This is a genomic window from Streptomyces sp. NPDC004647 (assembly GCF_040609575.1).
Lineage (GTDB): Bacteria > Actinomycetota > Actinomycetes > Streptomycetales > Streptomycetaceae > Streptomyces.
The window spans coordinates 26,825-42,065 of the sequence record NZ_JBEXKU010000048.1; the positions used below are offsets into that span (position 1 = coordinate 26,825).

Sequence of the window (15,241 nt, forward strand, 5' to 3'; positions counted from 1 at the left end):
AGGGCCGGTCAGGAGTTCAAACTCCCGAACGTTCCCCGGTGGAAGAGCAGCGGTCCGGCCCCCGCGGCCGCGTCGTCCGTGCCCAGGGCCTCGACGCGGCCCACCACGATCAGATGGTCGCCGCCGGTGTGGACGGCGTTGATCGTGCAGTCGATCCACGCGGGGGCGCCCCGCAGGCGCGGGGAGTCCGTCACCGGGGCCGGGCCGTACTCGACGCCGGCGAACTTGTCGGGACGGTGCGACCCGCTCACCGCGAAGTCACGGCACAGGGGGCCCTGCTCCGCGCCCAGGACGTTCACGCAGAAGACCCCGGCGCGGGCGATGCGCGGCCAGGTCGTGGAGGTGCGCGCGACCATGAAGGCGACCAGCGGAGGATCGAGGGAGAGTGCGGCGAAGGACTGGCAGGCGAAGCCCGCCGGGCCTCTCTCGTCCGCCGCGCCGGGAGCGGTGACGACGGTGACGCCGCTGGCGAAGTTGCCCAGCACGCGGCGGAATTCGGCCGGGTCGAGGGGCAGGCGCTCGTCCTCCCGGACAGCCCGCAGACCGGGCCGGGACAGAGGGTCGACCGTGCGCTCGGCGGTCGTCGGCGAACCGACCGATCGCAGATAGCGCACGGCGGTGGCGGCCATACCTGCGTGTCCCATCATGCCTCCATTGAATCTGATGGAACGTCAGATAGGAAGAAAGCCGCAACTTCCCTACGGTCGAAGGGGCGTGGGGTGTCCCAAGGTCGGGCAGGGGCAGCTCGTAGGTACGACGGGGAGAGTAGCTCGCAGCATGTCCAATACGCCCACCAGTTCGAATGCGTCATCGCCCTCGCCGCGGCAGTCGCCGTTCGATGAGATCTTCAGCGGGCTGCTGCCCCGGCTCTACCGAAGAGCGGTCATGCTGGCGGGGACGAGGCACGCGGCCGAGGACGCGGTGCACGACGCGTATCTCAAACTGGCCGCCCGGCCGCAGAAGTTCCTGGCGCATCCGGAGCCGTACGCGTACGCGTTCGCCGCCGTGCTGAGCGTTGTACGCGACGCCCACCGCCGCGAGCGCCGCCAGGTGCTGGTGGACGATATGGAGGGGCCCGGGGCAGGCGCGGCGGGTCCGGCCGGCGCGATCGGTTCCGTCACCTGGGACGGCGGGGTCGAGCGCCTGGACGCGGAGCTCGAGGCGGTACGGCTGCTGGGCAGGCTCTCCTCCCGGCAGGCCGGGGTGGTGATACTGGTCGACCTGGACGGCTACACCATCGACCAGGCGGCGAAAATCATGAAGGTCCATCGCGGGACGGCCGCCCGGCACCGGGCGCGGGCGCTGGACAGGCTGCGGGAGTTCCTCGACGGGCCGGCGTCTACCGTCCGTCCCGGCACGGACGGATTGGGAGGCGCGCGATGAGGCCGGACGAGCAGGCGGCGGACGAGCGTGTCGTGGCGGTGCTGCGTGACCGGCTCCGAGCGGCCGATGAGGAGATCGAGACGCCTCCCGGGCTCTGGGAGGGCGTACGGTCAGCGGCCACGGGTCCCAGGCCGGCCACGGTGCGGTGGCGCCGGCCCCGTTTCGCTGTGGTCGCCCTGACCGCGGCGACGGTGGTCAGCGCGGTCATCCTCGGGGCCTGGTGGCTGGCGCGGCAGCCCGTGGACGACACGGTTCCGCCCTCCTCCGACTCCCGTCCCGCGGTGACGCTCACCGTCCACAACACCGAACGGCCCTGCCGCGAACTCCGCACGCTGGAGTGCGCGCTGCGGCTGGCCAAGGACCCGTACGGCGAGTACGCGGCGTCCGGCAACGCGGCGGCCCGGGTCTGGCACGGCGACGATCTGGCGGCGATGTGCGTCGTCTCCGACGGCACCCTGGTCGAGGACGAGGCCGGCCTCACCTCGACCCGCTGGTACCTCGTCAGGACGGGTGACCGAAAAGAGGGCTGGCTGCCCGGGGTCCGTACGCGCAACACGGCCGAAGTTCGTCCGTGTTCCAGGGGCGAGGTCGAGGACGCGACCCGAAAGTGAACGGCTCCCTCCCGAGGCAGCAGCGACTCACTGGTCCGGAGCACCGCCCGCCGCGCCGAGTGCAGGCCGAAGGGGACTTCCCGGCCGTCGTGCCGCCCCCGAGATCCCGCCAACGGGGCGTGGACACGGGTTCGTTCAGCGTCCGCGGTAGTGCGGAGTCCGGCGCTCCACGAAGGAGGTGACGCCCTCGTTGGCGTCGTCCGTCGTCATATTGATCTCCTGCGCGGTGGCCTCGGCGGCGAAGGCGACAGCACGGCCCGCCTCCAGGGAGGCATTGACCAGCTGTTTCGTCAGGGACAGGGCGCGGGTCGGTCCGGCGGCGAGGCGCTCGGCCCACTCGCGGGCGGTCTTCTCCAAGTCCTCGGCCGGGACCACCCGGTTGACGAGGCCGAGGCGCTCGGCGTCGGCGGCGGGCAGTGCGTCGCCGAAGAACATCAGCTCCTTGGCGCGCTGCGGCCCGATCAGGCGCGGAAGCAGATACGCACCGCCCCCGTCCGGTACGAGCCCACGGCGTACGAACACCTCGATGAATTCGGCGGTTTCGGCCGCGAGGACGAGGTCGCAGGCGAAGACCAGATGCGCACCCATGCCCGCCGCCGTGCCGTTGACAGCGGCGATCACCGGCTTCTCGCAGTCCAGGACCGCGCTGACCAGCCGCTGAGCGCCGCACCGGATCGTACGGGCCACGTCACCCGCGAGGCGCTCCCTGTCGCCACCTGCCGCAGGGCCGTTCCCGGTCCGCAGGTCGGCGCCCGCGCAGAATCCCCTGCCGGTGGCGGTGACGACCACGGCCCGCACGTCCGGGTCCGCAGAAGCTGACCCGAGCAGCGAAATGATGCGTTCGCGCTGGTCAGGGGTGATGGCGTTCATCGCCTCCGGGCGGTTGAGGGTGATCCACGAGACGCCGTTGTCAGTGGTGTGGAGTACCAATGTCTCCAGGGACTTCTCGGGGGAGGCAGTCATGTGGAAGCTCCTTGGTCGTCGGCGGTCCGGGCCGCGGCAGCACACGGCTGCGGCGTCGGCACGGGGGTGTCGGTGCCGGAGGTGGGTCGTGGCGTGTCTTTCCCGCGCGGGGGGCGGGAAAGGCGCGGCACATCCACAGCCGAGCCCTCCGGTGGAGCCGCGCTCGCCGAGCACGGCTCCACCGGACCCGCCGGGTGATCGGCCCGGCTCACCCGCACAGGGCCAGCGCGTCGAGGGCCACCGCGCCCTGGCCGCGGGGCAGTACCACCAGGGGGTTGATGTCCAGCTCCGCGAGGTGGTCGCCCAGTTCCATGGCGATGCGCTGGACACGCAGGACGACTTCCACCAGGGCGTCCACGTCCGCGGGAGGGGAGCCCCGTACGCCCTCCAGCAGGGCCTGGCCGCGCAGTTCGCGCAGCATGGTGCGGGCCTGGTCCTCGCCGAACGGCGGTACGCGGACCGCCGCGTCGCGCAGCACTTCGACGAGGACCCCGCCGAGGCCGACCGTCACGGTGGGACCGAAGAGGCTGTCGTGGGTGATGCCGACGACCATTTCCACGCCCCGCTCGATCATTTGGCAGACCAGCACGCCGTCGGGCGTGAAGCCTTCGTAGCGGGCGATGTCGGTCAGCTCGCGATAGGCGTCACGGACCTGGCTGGCCGACGTCAGTCCGACTTTCACCAGGCCCAGTTCCGTCTTGTGTGCGAGCTGTACGGCCGAGGCCTTCATGACGACCGGGTAGCCGACCAGCCCGGCTGCCCGGACAGCGGCGGCCGCGCTGGTCACCAGCTGCTCGCGCGGCACCCTGATGCCGTACGCCCGCAACAGCTGCTTCGCCGCGTGCTCGCTCAGCTGCGTGCCCGGGTGCAGCAGGGCCTGCGCTTTGCGGGCGGAGGGGGACAACGTGCGGGGCGCGTGGTCGAACGGAGAGCGGTATCCCGTGGTGAAGCGGTGGTGGCCGAAGTAGGCGTGGACGGCGGTGACGCAGTTGGAGAAGGTGCGGAAGGTGGCGACCCGGGACGAGCCGAGCAGAGTGGAGCGGTAGGCGTCCTCGGTGCCTACCGGAGAGCCCCAGACCACACACACCAGCTTGTCCGTTGCCTCCGCCGCCTCCACCAGATCCTGCGCGAGTTTGTCGCTCATCGGGGGGAAGGGCCCGGTGATGGGGCAGATGAGGACGCCCACGCCGGGGTCGGCGAGGATCGCGTCGATGATCTCCCGGCCGCGCCAGTCGCCCACCGGGTGGCCGCCGTTGTCGATGGGGTTCGCGGTGCTCAGATGCTCCGGTATCCACTGGTGGAGTTCGGTTTGCTTCGCGGCGGAGAGGGTGGGGACGGACAGGCCCGCCGCGGCCGCCAGGTCCGAGAAGTGCGCGCCCGTGCCGCCGGAGATCGAATAGACGGCTACGCCCTCGGCCCGCGGCGGACGGGCGCGGGCGAGGAGTGCGGCGGTGTCCTGGAGCTCGTCGAGCCCGTCGACGCGGATCACGCCGAACTGCCGCATCGCGGCGTCCACCACCTGGTCCGCCCCGGTCAGTTTGCCGGTGTGGGAGGCGGCCGTCCGGGCGCCGGTCTCGGTGCGGCCGACCTTGACCGCGATCACCGGGACCTTGTTGCGCGCCGCCCGGTCGGCGGCGAGCAGAAAGCTGCGGCCGTCCTTCAGCCCTTCCATGTACGCGGCGATGGCGCCGACCTCGGGCTGTGAGGCGAAGTAGGAGATGAAGTCGGCGGTCTCCAGATCGGCCTCGTTGCCGGTCGGCGCCCAGTGGGAGAGCCGGATGCCCAGCTCCTGGAGGGCGAAGACCGGGCGGCCCTGGTGGCCGGACTGTGTGATCAGGGCGATGGCGGGGCCTTCGAGATCGTCGCGGAACTTCTCGAAGGCGTTGAGATTGGTGTTGGGGCCCAGCAGCCGGAGGCCGGAGCGCCGTACGGCCGTGGCGAGCCGGTCCTGGGCGGCAGCGCCTTCCTCGCCGGTCTCGGCGAAGCCGGAGGCGAAGGCGACCGCGAACCTCACCTTGGTCCCGGCGAGCTCCTCGATGACGGGAAGGGGGTCCGCGACAAGGAGAACAGCGAGGTCCACCGGCTCGGGGAGGTCGGCGACGGAAGGGAGGCAGGGGAGGCCGAAGACGGTGCCGCGGCCCGGGTTGACGGGGTGGAGACCGGCTCCGACCCGCTCGGCCCAGTCGATGAGCCGGCGCGTGATGCCGGTGTTGGGGCGGCCCTCGCTGTCGGAGGCACCGATGACAGCCATGGACCGGGGCTGGAAGAATCGGCCCAGGTCGGGGACCGCGGCGTGCAGCGGGCGCCCGCTGACGTCCGTGTCCTCGCTCGGGAGCGCCGTGTTGTGGACCGTGGTCCGAGGGTGCTCACCGCAGGCCACGACGCGGGCCGGGCGGGAGTGAGTGGTGAGGGTGCCGTGAGTCGATCCAAGCATCGTTCTCGCCCGCTCCTGCTCGATGGCCGGTACTGACACGCGCCCAGCGAAATAGCTGACGCATAGTCAGATTACGCAACTGATGTCATGTCAGGAACAGGGCTGACAGCAGAAAGCCGACTCTCGGCGGGGAGGTCTCCTCGGCGGACGGCGGACGGCGGACGGCGGACGGCGGACGGCTCGGACGTCCGGGCGTGGGGCGGTTCGCGCGTGGATGGTTGGGGCGTCGGTGGTTCGGGGCAGCCGGTGGGGTTGGCGTGGAGCAGTGGCTCTGCGTGCCCGTCGCAGCGCCGGGTCAGCGGCGCCGTGCCGTGTGGCGGCGCGCTTCCTCGCGCTGGATGGCGCGTGCGATCTTGTCGGCGTCGATGGCCAGTTCGCGGAGCATGCCGCTGATCGGGTTCGTATAGCCCGTGAAGTACAGCCCGGGCGCGGTGGGCCGGCGGCCGTGAGTACGGGGACGGCCGCGGCCGTCCAGTACGTCCAGATGCCCGACCAGGTCCTCCAGGCCCCGCCGGTAGCCCGTGGCGGCGATCACCACATCCGGTGTGATGTGCAAGCCGTCCGCGAGTACGACCTTGTCGTTCTCGAAGGACTGGACGGCGCCGACGGGTTCGACCTTCCCTGAGCGGATCGCGCCGACCAGACCCACGTCCTGCACGGGGATCGCACCCTCCATAACCCGGGAGTACAGGCCGGTTTTCGGCCTCGGCAGCCCGTGGGCGGAGAGGTCCGGTACGGACAGCCGGGCCATCGTCCGCGCTGCTCGGTCCACCACGCGGCGGGGCAGCCGGCGGACGAGGATCCCGGTTGACTGCGCGGGCCAGCCCACCGTCGTGCGGCGCACGATGTGCGGCGCCGTGCGCACCGCGAGCCGTACGCGCGAGGCGCCGCCTTCGGCGAGGTCGACCGCGATGTCCGCGCCCGTGTTGCCGGTGCCGACGACCAGGACGTCCCGGCCGCGGTAGGGCTCGGCGTTGCGGTAGCGGCCCGCGTGCAGCAGCTCCCCGCCGAAGGAGCTGCGACCCGGCCAGTCCGGGACGTACGGCGTGTGGTTGTAGCCGGTCGCGACGACGACCGACGCGGCCGAGAGCTCCCTGCCGCCGGTGGCACGCAGCATCCAGCCGGAACCGGAACCGGAACCGGAACCGGAACCGGAACTGGAGCCGGAGCCCGAGCCGGAGCCTGGATTCGAGCCGGGCTGGGGGCCGGACCGCTCGACGCGGGACACCTCCACCCCCGTGACGATTTCCAGCTCGTGGTGTTCGGCGTACTCCTCCAGATAGCGGACCACGCGGTCGCGGCCGAGCCAGCGACCGTACGAGCGCGGTATGGCGAGTCCGGGCAGAGCGGACAGCCTGCGGGTGGTGTGCAGTTCCAGCCGGTCGTAGTGCCCGCGCCACGAGGCGCCCACCGCGTCGGACTTCTCCAGTACGACGGCACGTAAGCCGCGCCCGCCCAGCGCCGCCGCGGTGGCCAGACCGCCGGGTCCGCCTCCGATGACATACACGGGAGAACTGGGCGTGAAGTGCGTGGGAGTCGTGGCAGTCGTGGGGGTGATGTCGGGCATGTGCGTGAGCGTAAGGCGGATGATTGACGTGTGTCGGTCAATCCCGTACCGAATCGGTTGCGGATAGATCACGGTCCGTGACCTCTTGCGCCTGACGCAACCATCCGCTGAACTGACGTACCGTCAGGAAATTGAAGGAAGGCGCGGAGGAGGGTGTGCCCCGGTGCAGACGATCTGGCTCAGCGGAGCCGAATGGCTCGCCGTGCTCCGAATAGGCCTCGGCCTGTGGTGGCTGGAGAGCTGGCGGCACAAGGACAAGAAGGCCTGGTTCGAGCGCGGTACGGGCATCGCGTGGGCGGCGAGTGTCGCGGCGGAGCACCGCTGGATGTCCGTACGCCGCGGCTTCGACGCGGTGGTCAAGCCCCCGCCGCGGGCCATGGCGTACATCGTGGTCCACGCGGAACTGGCCCTCGGGCTCGGTCTGATCCTCGGCATTCTGACCCCGGTCGCGCTGATCGGCGGGCTGTTGCTCAACCTGCTCTACCTGGTTCTGATGATCCACGACTGGGCCGAGCAGGGCCAGAACTCGATGATGGCGCTGATCTCGCTCGTCGCCTTCTTCGGGATGGGCTGGCAGACCTGGTCGCTCGACGAGGCACTGGGGCTTTTCCTGTGACGCCCCAGCCCGGGATGCCCCAGCCCGGGATGCCCCAGCCCGGGGCGAAGAGGCCCCGGACGACGCTGCCCGGATCCCGGCCCGGAGCCCGGCCAGGAGCCGCACAGCCCGGGGCCGCGAGGCGCTTCGACCTGCCCGAGATCGACGCCTTCACGCGCCCCTACTGGGACGCTACGGCCGAGGGGCGGCTGCTGATCCGCCGCTGCGCGGCATGCGGCAGAGCGCACCACTATCCGAGGGAGTTCTGCCCCCGCTGCTGGAGCGAGGACGTCTCCTGGGAGCAGGCGAGTGGCCGCGCCACCCTCTACACCTGGTCGGTGGTGCACCGGAACGATCTGCCGCCCTTCGGCGAACGCGTCCCGTACGTGGCCGCGGTCGTAGACCTCGCCGAGGGCCCGCGGATGATGACAGAAGTCGTCGACTGCGTGCCCGTTGCGCTCACCCTGGCCGTCGGCCTCGATCTGGAAGTGGCCTTCCGGCGTGAGGCCGAAGAGATCACCGTCCCAGTCTTCCGCCCCGCCCGCGGGTCGGCCTCTCGTTGATTCGTCGGTCAGGTCCGCCGTCCTGCCCGTGAGGGCGAGCAGAGGGCAAGGCGATCTTCCGGAAAGCGAGTTGCGCCGGCTGATGTGCGTGAAAGCGTTGCGTCTGAAGGAAGGGCGGGCCCGCGCCCCGACGCCACTCTGGTCATTGGTATGAGTATTCGTATCGTTGACTATGAAGGAGACTGTGATGTCGACCCCCGAGAAATTCCGCTCCGCCGTCGAAAAGCGTGATCTGGCCGCATTGGAAGGCCTTTTTGCGTCGGATGTGCGGTTCTACAGCCCAGTGAAGTTCACGCCGTTCGTGGGCCGTCCCATGGTTCAGGGCCTCTTCGGCGTGCTGCTCCGTACGTTCGAGGACTTCCGTTACGTCGGTGAGTTCCAGGGCACGGCCGAGCTCAGCGGAAGCGGTGACGAGGCCGACGCGCACGTCCTGATCTTCCGGGCGAACGTGAACGGCAAGGCGATCCACGGTATGGACCTGCTGCACCTCGACGAGGCTGGACTGATCAAGGAGTTCACGGTCATGGTGCGCCCGCAGTCGGCGGTCAGCGCTCTCAGCGACGCCGTGCTTGCCGGGCTGGTCGCCGACGGGCTCGTAGCGGACCCCAACGGCTGACGTGGCACTGGGCGCGGGGTAGGAGGCGCGGGGCGCGGGGTACGAGGCACGGAGTGCGAGGCGCAGGCTACGGGCGCGCGGCCGGCCGCCGGCGGTCGTCACCTGCGTGCGGCAATCGTGAGCCGTATCGCGCATCCCGCCTCTCCCCCGGGCGGCCCGGTCGAGTCAGTCCCGCCCCAGGACGACAGTTCCCGACGAGCAGAACCAGCCGCCCGTCCCCGAGGCCACCGCGAGCTCAGGCAGCCGCCCGCCCGCCTTGCGGACCTGCCCCGCGCCCGCCTCACCACGCAGCTGCCGTGCCGCCTCCACCAGCAGGAACAGACCACGCATCCCCGGATGGCAGGCGGACAGTCCGCCGCCGTCGGTATTGACCGGCAGGTCGCCGTCGCGCAGCAGCCGTCCCTTTTCCACGAACGCCCCGCCCTCGCCCTTCGCGCAGAACCCCAGGTCCTCCAGGGTCACCAGCGTCATATAGGTGAAGGCGTCGTAGATCTCGGCGAGATCGATGTCCTCGGGGCGCACCCCGGCCCGTTCGAAGGCGAGCCGGCCCGACACCGCGGCCGGAGAGACCGTGAAGTCCTCCCACTCCGACATCGTGCTGTGCGACAGGTGTTCGCCCGTCCCCAGGATCCACACCGGCTTCCTCGCGGTGTCCGGGACGTACTCCTCGGCCGCGAGCAGCACGGCGCAGCCGCCGTCCGAGCGGACGCAGCAGTGCAGTGTGGTGAACGGGTCGGCGATCACCGGGCCGGACAGCACCTCGTCAACGGTGACCGGTGTGCGGTACATCGCCTCCGGGTTGTGTGCGGCGTTCGCCCGCGCCTGCACGGCGACCTCGGCGAGCTGCGCCAGTGTGGTGCCGTACTGGTGCATATGGCGCCGGGCGGCCATCGCGTACTTCGCGATGAGCGTGTGGCCGTACGGGACCTCGAACTGGAGAGGCCCGCTCGCGCCGAAGGAGAGGTTCGCGGTGCGCCGCTTCGCCTTGAGGTCGGCGCGCGCCGTGGATCCGTAGACGAGCAGTACGGCTTCGGCATGCCCGGCGGCGATGGCATCCGCCGCATGCGCGGCCATCACTTCCCAGGTCGCGCCGCCGACCGACGTGGAGTCGGTCCAGGTGGGGCGCAGCCCGAGATACTCGGCGACCTCCACCGGGGCGAGGGTGCCGAGCCCCGCCGAGGCGAAGCCGTCGACGACCGAGCGGTCCAGCCCGGAGTCGGCGAGCGCGCGACGGGCGGCCTGGGCGTGCAGTGCGTACGGCGTGAGCCCGTCGATCCGGCCGCACTCCGAGAGGGCGACGCCGACGACGGCGACCCTGCGGGCGGGGGCGGGTATCGCGTTCGGCATGAACTGACGGTACATCAGATATCGCCTCGCAACCGGCTCTCCGGCGGGCCGCGTCCCCGCACTCCACCCTCGAACGCTCGACCCCTCCGACGCTCCAGATCTCCGCGGCTCTGTCCATCTGCCACCGCGCCACCTAGTATGACGCCCCGTCAGATCAGGGGAGGAGCTTGCCGATGGACGCCGCCTTCACCGCCGAGCAGGACGAGATCCGCCGCACGCTGCGCGAACTGCTGTTCAAGCACTGCGGTCCCGATGACGTCAAGGCCGCGGTGCGCACCCCCCGCGGGTGGGACGAGGCGCTGTGGCGGCAGCTCGCCGAGCATCTCGGGCTGCCGGGTCTGGCGCTCCCGGCCGAGTACGGGGGCGTGGGCTGCGGGCCGACCGAACTGGCGCTCGCCTGCGAGGAGACGGGCCGCGTCCTGATGCCCTCCCCGCTGCTGCCCGGCGTGGTGCTCACCGCCCCGCTGATCGCCGCGCTCGGCACGGACGAACAGCGGGCCGAGCTGCTGCCGCGGATCGCGTGCGGCGGACTGACGGCCACACTCGCCGTGCCCGGCGGCACGGTGCCCCTCGCCCTCGGGCTGACCGGCGACAACGGCGGCGACTGGGCCGGCGGCGGCCGCGCGGGCGGCATCCAGGCGCGGCACACGCGCGACGGCTGGCGGCTCTACGGGCAGGCCGACCAGGTACTCGACGGGCACGGCGCCGGGCTGCTGCTGGCCGCCGCCCACACCGGCGGCTACGCGCGCAGCCGTACGCTCCTGTTCGTCGTAAGGGAAGGGGCCGTCGGCCTCGCCCGTACCCGGCGGACCGCGCTCGACGAGACCCGGTCGCAGGCCGGAGTCGAACTGCGGGATACACCAGCGGAGTTGCTGGGCGCGGCGGACGACGCCGATGTTCCGGGCGCGCTGGCGAGGCTCGGCGGTACGGCGGCAGCGGCGCTGGCGGCAGAAGCGGTGGGTGCGGCGGACGGGGCCTTCGCGCGCACGGTGGAGTATGTGGGTGCCCGGGAGCAGTTCGGCCGCCCGATCGGGTCCTTCCAGGCGGTCAAACACCGGTTGGCCGACCTCTACGTACAGATTCAGGCGGCCCGGTCGGCGGCGTACTACGCGGCGTGGGCGGCGGGCGGGGAACAGGCCGATCCGTCCGTCGGCGGGCTGGCCCTCGCCCAGGCGCTGGAGGCGCAGCGCGCGGTGGCGGGCGAGGCGGTACAGCTGCACGGGGGCCTCGGCTTCACCTGGGAACACGCAGCGCACCTCTACTTCAAACGGGCTGCCTCCGACGAACTCCTCTTCGGGCCCGCGCACCGGCTGCGGGCGTGGGCGGCCGAGTGCACGGGGCTCTTCGGCGGGGACGGCGACCGAGAGGCGGTGGTGGTCTGATGCCGCCGGGTGTGCGGTTGATCCAGAAGGTGTCGTCGACGCGTACGTTCGCGAAGATCGCGCCGCATGTGGTCCCGGCGATGGACCGGGCGGTGCACCGGCTGACGCGCGGCAGGGTGCTGCTCAGCGCGCGGATGCTGCCGGGGGTGATTCTGACGGCGACGGGCGCGAAGAGCGGGCAGCGCAGGCGTACGCCGCTGGCCTGCATGCTGGAGGAGGGCGGCACTTTCATCCTGATCGGCAGCAACTTCGGCCGCCCGGACCACCCGTCCTGGACGGCGAACCTCCTTGCCCACCCGGACGCGGAGATCAACTGGCAGGGCCGCGACATACCGGTGCGTGCGCGCCTGCTGGAGGGGGCGGAGCGGGAGCTGGTGTGGACGGCGGTGCTCAGGTTCTGGCCGCCGTACGCGAACTACCAGTCGCGAGTGGACCGCCGGATCCGCCTCTTCCGCCTGGAGTGGCACCACGGGTGACCTCGCCGGCCGGGCCGGGGCGGGGCGGGCCGGGGCGGTCCGGGGCGCGGCGGCGGTACGGGTGCGTTTCGGGTGCCGGTGCCGGGTTCCGGTGCCGGTGCCGGGTTCCGGGGCGGGGGCTGGGGTGGGTGAGTTCCGGCGCCGTGTCACCGGGCTGGAGTGGTCGGGCCGTTCCGTCCTTCGATCGCAAGGCGGTTCGGCCAAGACGGGGCCGGATGACGCTGCGGCGGATCACTCCGGTCGGTGACCGAGTGATCCGCCGCAGTGATGACAGGACTCGAGTGACGGGCCCGGGGCGCCGGCGTACCGGGGTGGGCCGTGGTCGGAGCCGCGAGCTGCGGCCGCGTTCGCACCCACGCGCGGTCGCCCGGGTGGCTCGGCGACGCGGTGGCTCGGCGGCGCGGCGGCCGGGTGCCTCCGGAGTAAGCGCGGAGCGCTTACTTCGTCGGCTTCTTGCCCGTGATGCCCAGATGAACCAGCAGCGCCAGGTTCGGCTTCAGCTCCGCCTGCTTGACGCCCCAGCTCTGAAAACCCTTCTGGTGCGCCGCCACGGCCGCGAGCATCGCCACCAGGGAACCGGCGACTGCCGCCGGATTCACGTCCTTGTCGACCTTCCCCCTGGACTGGAGATCCTTGACGGAGTCCGTCAGGGAGTTGGTGACGGCGTTGAGGATCTTCATACGGATCTTGTAGAACCGTTTGTCCCCCTCCGCCGCGCCCAGGTCGACCACGCGCAGGATGGCGTCGTTCTTGCGCCAGAAAGAGAGGAAGCCGTCGACCAGGTTTTCAGCGGTCTGCCAGCCCGACTTCCCCACCCAGGAGCGGCCCGCCACCAGATCGGTCAGGCTCGCACCTTCCTTGGCCATCTCCTCGGCGATCTCCAGGACGGCGCCCTCGACGTCCGGGAAGTACTGGTAAAAGGTCGCGGGGGAAGTCCCCGCCTTGCGGGCGACGTCGATGACCTTGACATCGCGGTACGGCGAGGAGCTGAGCATCTCGCTGAGGCAGTCGAGCAGCTTCTGCCGCGTCGCCTGCCCGCGGCGCCCGGCCACCCGGCCGTCGACGGTGCGAACTTGTCCTGTCATGCCGTCAGCTTACCGAGGGGTGATCGGAGCGCGATTCGGCCGCCTGCAAATGGGGAGCGGACAGCCGCCGCCATGAACCTCCAGCTCAGCGCCAGTGCCCGGAGCCGGCCGTCGGATCCGCTTGGTCCAGACGAATGAATCTTGTTATCAACAGGCTGTGGATAACTTTCGTGGACAGCGGGCGCAGGTGGAAATGACCGGATAGCGTGCTGAACAAGACATTCTTCTAGCAGGAGGAATCAGGCGATGGCCGCATTCCCGGAAGGCGCACCCTGTTGGGTGGACGCCTCGCTCCCCGATCTGGAAGCGGGAAAGCGCTTCTACGGCGGGCTCTTCGGCTGGACCTTCGATGAGGGCTCGCCCGACTTCGGCTACTACACGCAGGCGCTCTCGGACGGCAAGAAGGTCGCCGGACTCGCCCCCGTCATGGAGGGCCAGGAAGGGACGCCGCCGGCCTGGGGCGTCTACTTCGCTTCGCGCGACATTGCCGAGACCGCTGAGAAGATCCGTGCGAACGGTGGCATGACGCTGATGGGGCCCATGGAGGTCGGGGACCTCGGCAGCATGCTCATCGCCAAGGACCCGGGTGACGCGGTTTTCGGTGTCTGGCAGCCCGGGACCCATAAGGGATTCGACAGGCAGTACCAGCCGGGTTCCTTCGGCTGGGTGGAGATCTGTGTCCGGGAGACCGGGGGCGTGGACGCGTTCTACCCGGCCGTCTTCTCGTACGAGGTGCAGCCGGTCGGTGACCAGAACTTCGACTTCAGTATCTGGAAGCTCGAAGGCCAGCCCGTGGCCGGCCGCTTCAAGCTGGGCGATGACATTCCGGCCGATGTGCCGCCGCACGCGATGGTCTATTTCGTGGTCGCCAACTGCGACGACGCGATCGCCTCGGTGCAGAAGCTCGGTGGCAAGCTCCGGACGGGGCCCAGGGACAGCCCGTACGGACGCTTCGCGATCGTCGCCGACCAGCAGGGCGCGACCTTCTCCGTCATCGACCCGAGGACGACGGCGGGCCAGGCGTGACGCACGAGTCCCGCCGGGACCGGGACCGGGACCCGGTCCGGGGCCGTCTCCCGGACCCGGTCCGGGCCGCCGTCACCCATGGACCGCCGCCGTCGTCCGTTGACCGTCATCGACCCCCTGACATTCACCCCCACCGCACCCGCCGAGCCGGCCGCGCCGGCGTAGTGGGACATCCGCGGTCGCCGTGCCCCCCGCGGCACGCACCTCCGCATCCACTGGCATCTCCATAGGCATCCCTACCGCACGTTCCCTACCGCATGGGAGGACCCGGCGTCATGGCCGCATTCGAAGAGGGCGTGCCCTGTTGGGTCGACGCGATGCTGCCGGATCTCGCGGCGGGCAAGCGCTTCTACGGTGAGCTCTTCGACTGGTCGTTCGAGGAGGGCGAGAAGGAGTACGGCTACTACACGCAGGCGTTCCACGACGGCAGGAACGTCGCCGCGCTCGCTCCCAAGCCGGACGGCCGGATGCCCACCGTATGGAACGTCTACCTCGCGACCGCCGACGCCGCCGCGACCGTCGCGAAGATCCGCGAGGTCGGCGGCCAGATCATCATGGACCCCACGGAGGTCGGCGGCTTCGGCACGATGGCGATGGCCGTCGACCCGGGTGGCGCGGTGTTCGGTCTGTGGCAGGGCGGCTCGCACACCGGCTTCGAGAAGCGGGGCCGGCCGGGCTCGTACGCCTGGACCGACGTCTATACGCGGGACGCGAAGCGGGTGGACCAGTTCTACGAGACCGTGTTCGGTTACACCACGCGGGGTGTGGACACGGGCGACGGAACGGAATTCGCCGTCTGGTCGCCACCGGGGAGGCCCGCGGGGATGGACGGCGCGGTTCTCGGCCGCGGCGTGATCGACAGCAGATTCCAGGCCGAGATGCCCGCGCATTTCCTTGTCTACTTCGCGGTCGCGGACTGCGACGGGACGGCCGGGGCCACGACCCGCCTCGGCGGACGCGTCATTCTCGATCCGGAGGACACCCCGTACGGGCGGATCGCGGTCCTCGTCGACAATCAGGGAGCGAACTTCGCGGTCATCGATCTCTCCAGAGCGAGCCGCTGACCACGGCCGATCGCATGCGACCCGCCGGTAACCTCCGACACCCTGATGTTTTGACCCCATTTGCCGGGGGAGACACCCCGATTCGCCCCCGGGTTCGCAACCACCGCCTTCGCCAGGAAGAATCAGGTT

General features: G+C 70.8%; 15 protein-coding genes. 9 read left to right on the forward strand and 6 right to left on the reverse strand.

All coding sequences use genetic code 11. The annotated features are described in order from the left end of the window. Window positions 1–8 precede the first annotated feature (8 nt). Entirely contained in the window at window positions 9–647 is a 639-nt protein-coding gene (locus ABZW18_RS21500; protein WP_356189660.1) for a flavin reductase family protein, read from the reverse strand. Between the two features lie 130 nt (window positions 648–777). On the opposite strand from ABZW18_RS21500, the gene ABZW18_RS21505 reads away from it, so the two are divergent. Together ABZW18_RS21505 and ABZW18_RS21510 are read left to right on the forward strand one after the other, a co-directional pair. Further along, entirely contained in the window at window positions 778–1,383 is a 606-nt protein-coding gene (locus ABZW18_RS21505) for an RNA polymerase sigma factor (protein ID WP_356189662.1), read from the forward strand. Further along, window positions 1,380–1,994: a hypothetical protein gene (locus tag ABZW18_RS21510; protein WP_356189664.1), complete on the forward strand. Its 615-nt coding sequence runs from the start codon at window positions 1,380–1,382 to the stop codon at window positions 1,992–1,994. The genes ABZW18_RS21505 and ABZW18_RS21510 overlap by 4 nt, the downstream gene beginning before the upstream one ends. Window positions 1,995–2,129: 135 nt before the next feature. Here the strand turns inward: ABZW18_RS21510 and ABZW18_RS21515 are convergent, their stop codons facing one another. From ABZW18_RS21515 to ABZW18_RS21525, 3 genes are all read right to left on the reverse strand, one after another. Beyond that, the gene (locus ABZW18_RS21515) at window positions 2,130–2,957 is read right to left on the reverse strand and encodes an enoyl-CoA hydratase-related protein (RefSeq protein WP_356189666.1); all 828 of its coding nucleotides are present in this window, start codon (window positions 2,955–2,957) and stop codon (window positions 2,130–2,132) included. 208 nt (window positions 2,958–3,165) lie between these two features. After that, window positions 3,166–5,391: an acetate--CoA ligase family protein gene (locus ABZW18_RS21520; protein WP_356189668.1), complete on the reverse strand. Its 2,226-nt coding sequence runs from the start codon at window positions 5,389–5,391 to the stop codon at window positions 3,166–3,168. Between the two features lie 295 nt (window positions 5,392–5,686). Further along, the gene (locus ABZW18_RS21525) at window positions 5,687–6,958 is read right to left on the reverse strand and encodes an NAD(P)/FAD-dependent oxidoreductase (protein WP_356189670.1); all 1,272 of its coding nucleotides are present in this window, start codon (window positions 6,956–6,958) and stop codon (window positions 5,687–5,689) included. 163 nt (window positions 6,959–7,121) lie between these two features. Between ABZW18_RS21525 and ABZW18_RS21530 the strand changes: the two genes are divergently transcribed. The 3 genes from ABZW18_RS21530 (at window position 7,122) to ABZW18_RS21540 (ending at window position 8,732) form a co-directional block, all read left to right on the forward strand. Next, window positions 7,122–7,574: a DoxX family protein gene (locus ABZW18_RS21530; protein ID WP_356189672.1), complete on the forward strand. Its 453-nt coding sequence runs from the start codon at window positions 7,122–7,124 to the stop codon at window positions 7,572–7,574. 29 nt (window positions 7,575–7,603) lie between these two features. Continuing rightward, window positions 7,604–8,116: a Zn-ribbon domain-containing OB-fold protein gene (locus ABZW18_RS21535; RefSeq protein WP_356189674.1), complete on the forward strand. Its 513-nt coding sequence runs from the start codon at window positions 7,604–7,606 to the stop codon at window positions 8,114–8,116. A 187-nt stretch (window positions 8,117–8,303) separates the two neighbouring features. Continuing rightward, window positions 8,304–8,732, forward strand: coding sequence for a nuclear transport factor 2 family protein (locus tag ABZW18_RS21540; protein WP_356189676.1), 429 nt, complete (start codon window positions 8,304–8,306; stop codon window positions 8,730–8,732). Between the two features lie 165 nt (window positions 8,733–8,897). On the opposite strand, the gene ABZW18_RS21545 is transcribed toward ABZW18_RS21540, so the two are convergent. Next, the gene (locus tag ABZW18_RS21545) at window positions 8,898–10,079 is read right to left on the reverse strand and encodes an acetyl-CoA acetyltransferase (protein WP_356189678.1); all 1,182 of its coding nucleotides are present in this window, start codon (window positions 10,077–10,079) and stop codon (window positions 8,898–8,900) included. A gap of 173 nt (window positions 10,080–10,252) precedes the next feature. On the opposite strand from ABZW18_RS21545, the gene ABZW18_RS21550 reads away from it, so the two are divergent. Both ABZW18_RS21550 and ABZW18_RS21555 read left to right on the forward strand, forming a co-directional pair. Beyond that, window positions 10,253–11,461 carry an acyl-CoA dehydrogenase family protein gene (locus ABZW18_RS21550; protein WP_356189680.1) on the forward strand — a complete coding sequence of 403 codons (1,209 nt, stop codon included), beginning with the start codon at window positions 10,253–10,255 and terminating at the stop codon, window positions 11,459–11,461. Beyond that, window positions 11,461–11,937 (forward strand): nitroreductase family deazaflavin-dependent oxidoreductase, encoded by a 477-nt coding sequence (locus ABZW18_RS21555; RefSeq protein WP_356189682.1) that lies wholly within the window; start codon window positions 11,461–11,463, stop codon window positions 11,935–11,937. The genes ABZW18_RS21550 and ABZW18_RS21555 overlap by 1 nt, the downstream gene beginning before the upstream one ends. A gap of 437 nt (window positions 11,938–12,374) precedes the next feature. Here the strand turns inward: ABZW18_RS21555 and ABZW18_RS21560 are convergent, their stop codons facing one another. Further along, complete coding sequence (locus ABZW18_RS21560; protein ID WP_356189684.1) at window positions 12,375–13,022, reverse strand: TetR family transcriptional regulator; 648 nt, start codon at window positions 13,020–13,022, stop codon at window positions 12,375–12,377. A gap of 246 nt (window positions 13,023–13,268) precedes the next feature. Between ABZW18_RS21560 and ABZW18_RS21565 the strand changes: the two genes are divergently transcribed. Beyond that, the gene (locus tag ABZW18_RS21565) at window positions 13,269–14,048 is read left to right on the forward strand and encodes a VOC family protein (protein WP_356189686.1); all 780 of its coding nucleotides are present in this window, start codon (window positions 13,269–13,271) and stop codon (window positions 14,046–14,048) included. 275 nt (window positions 14,049–14,323) lie between these two features. Further along, complete coding sequence (locus tag ABZW18_RS21570; RefSeq protein WP_356189688.1) at window positions 14,324–15,112, forward strand: VOC family protein; 789 nt, start codon at window positions 14,324–14,326, stop codon at window positions 15,110–15,112. Window positions 15,113–15,241: the final 129 nt, after the last annotated feature.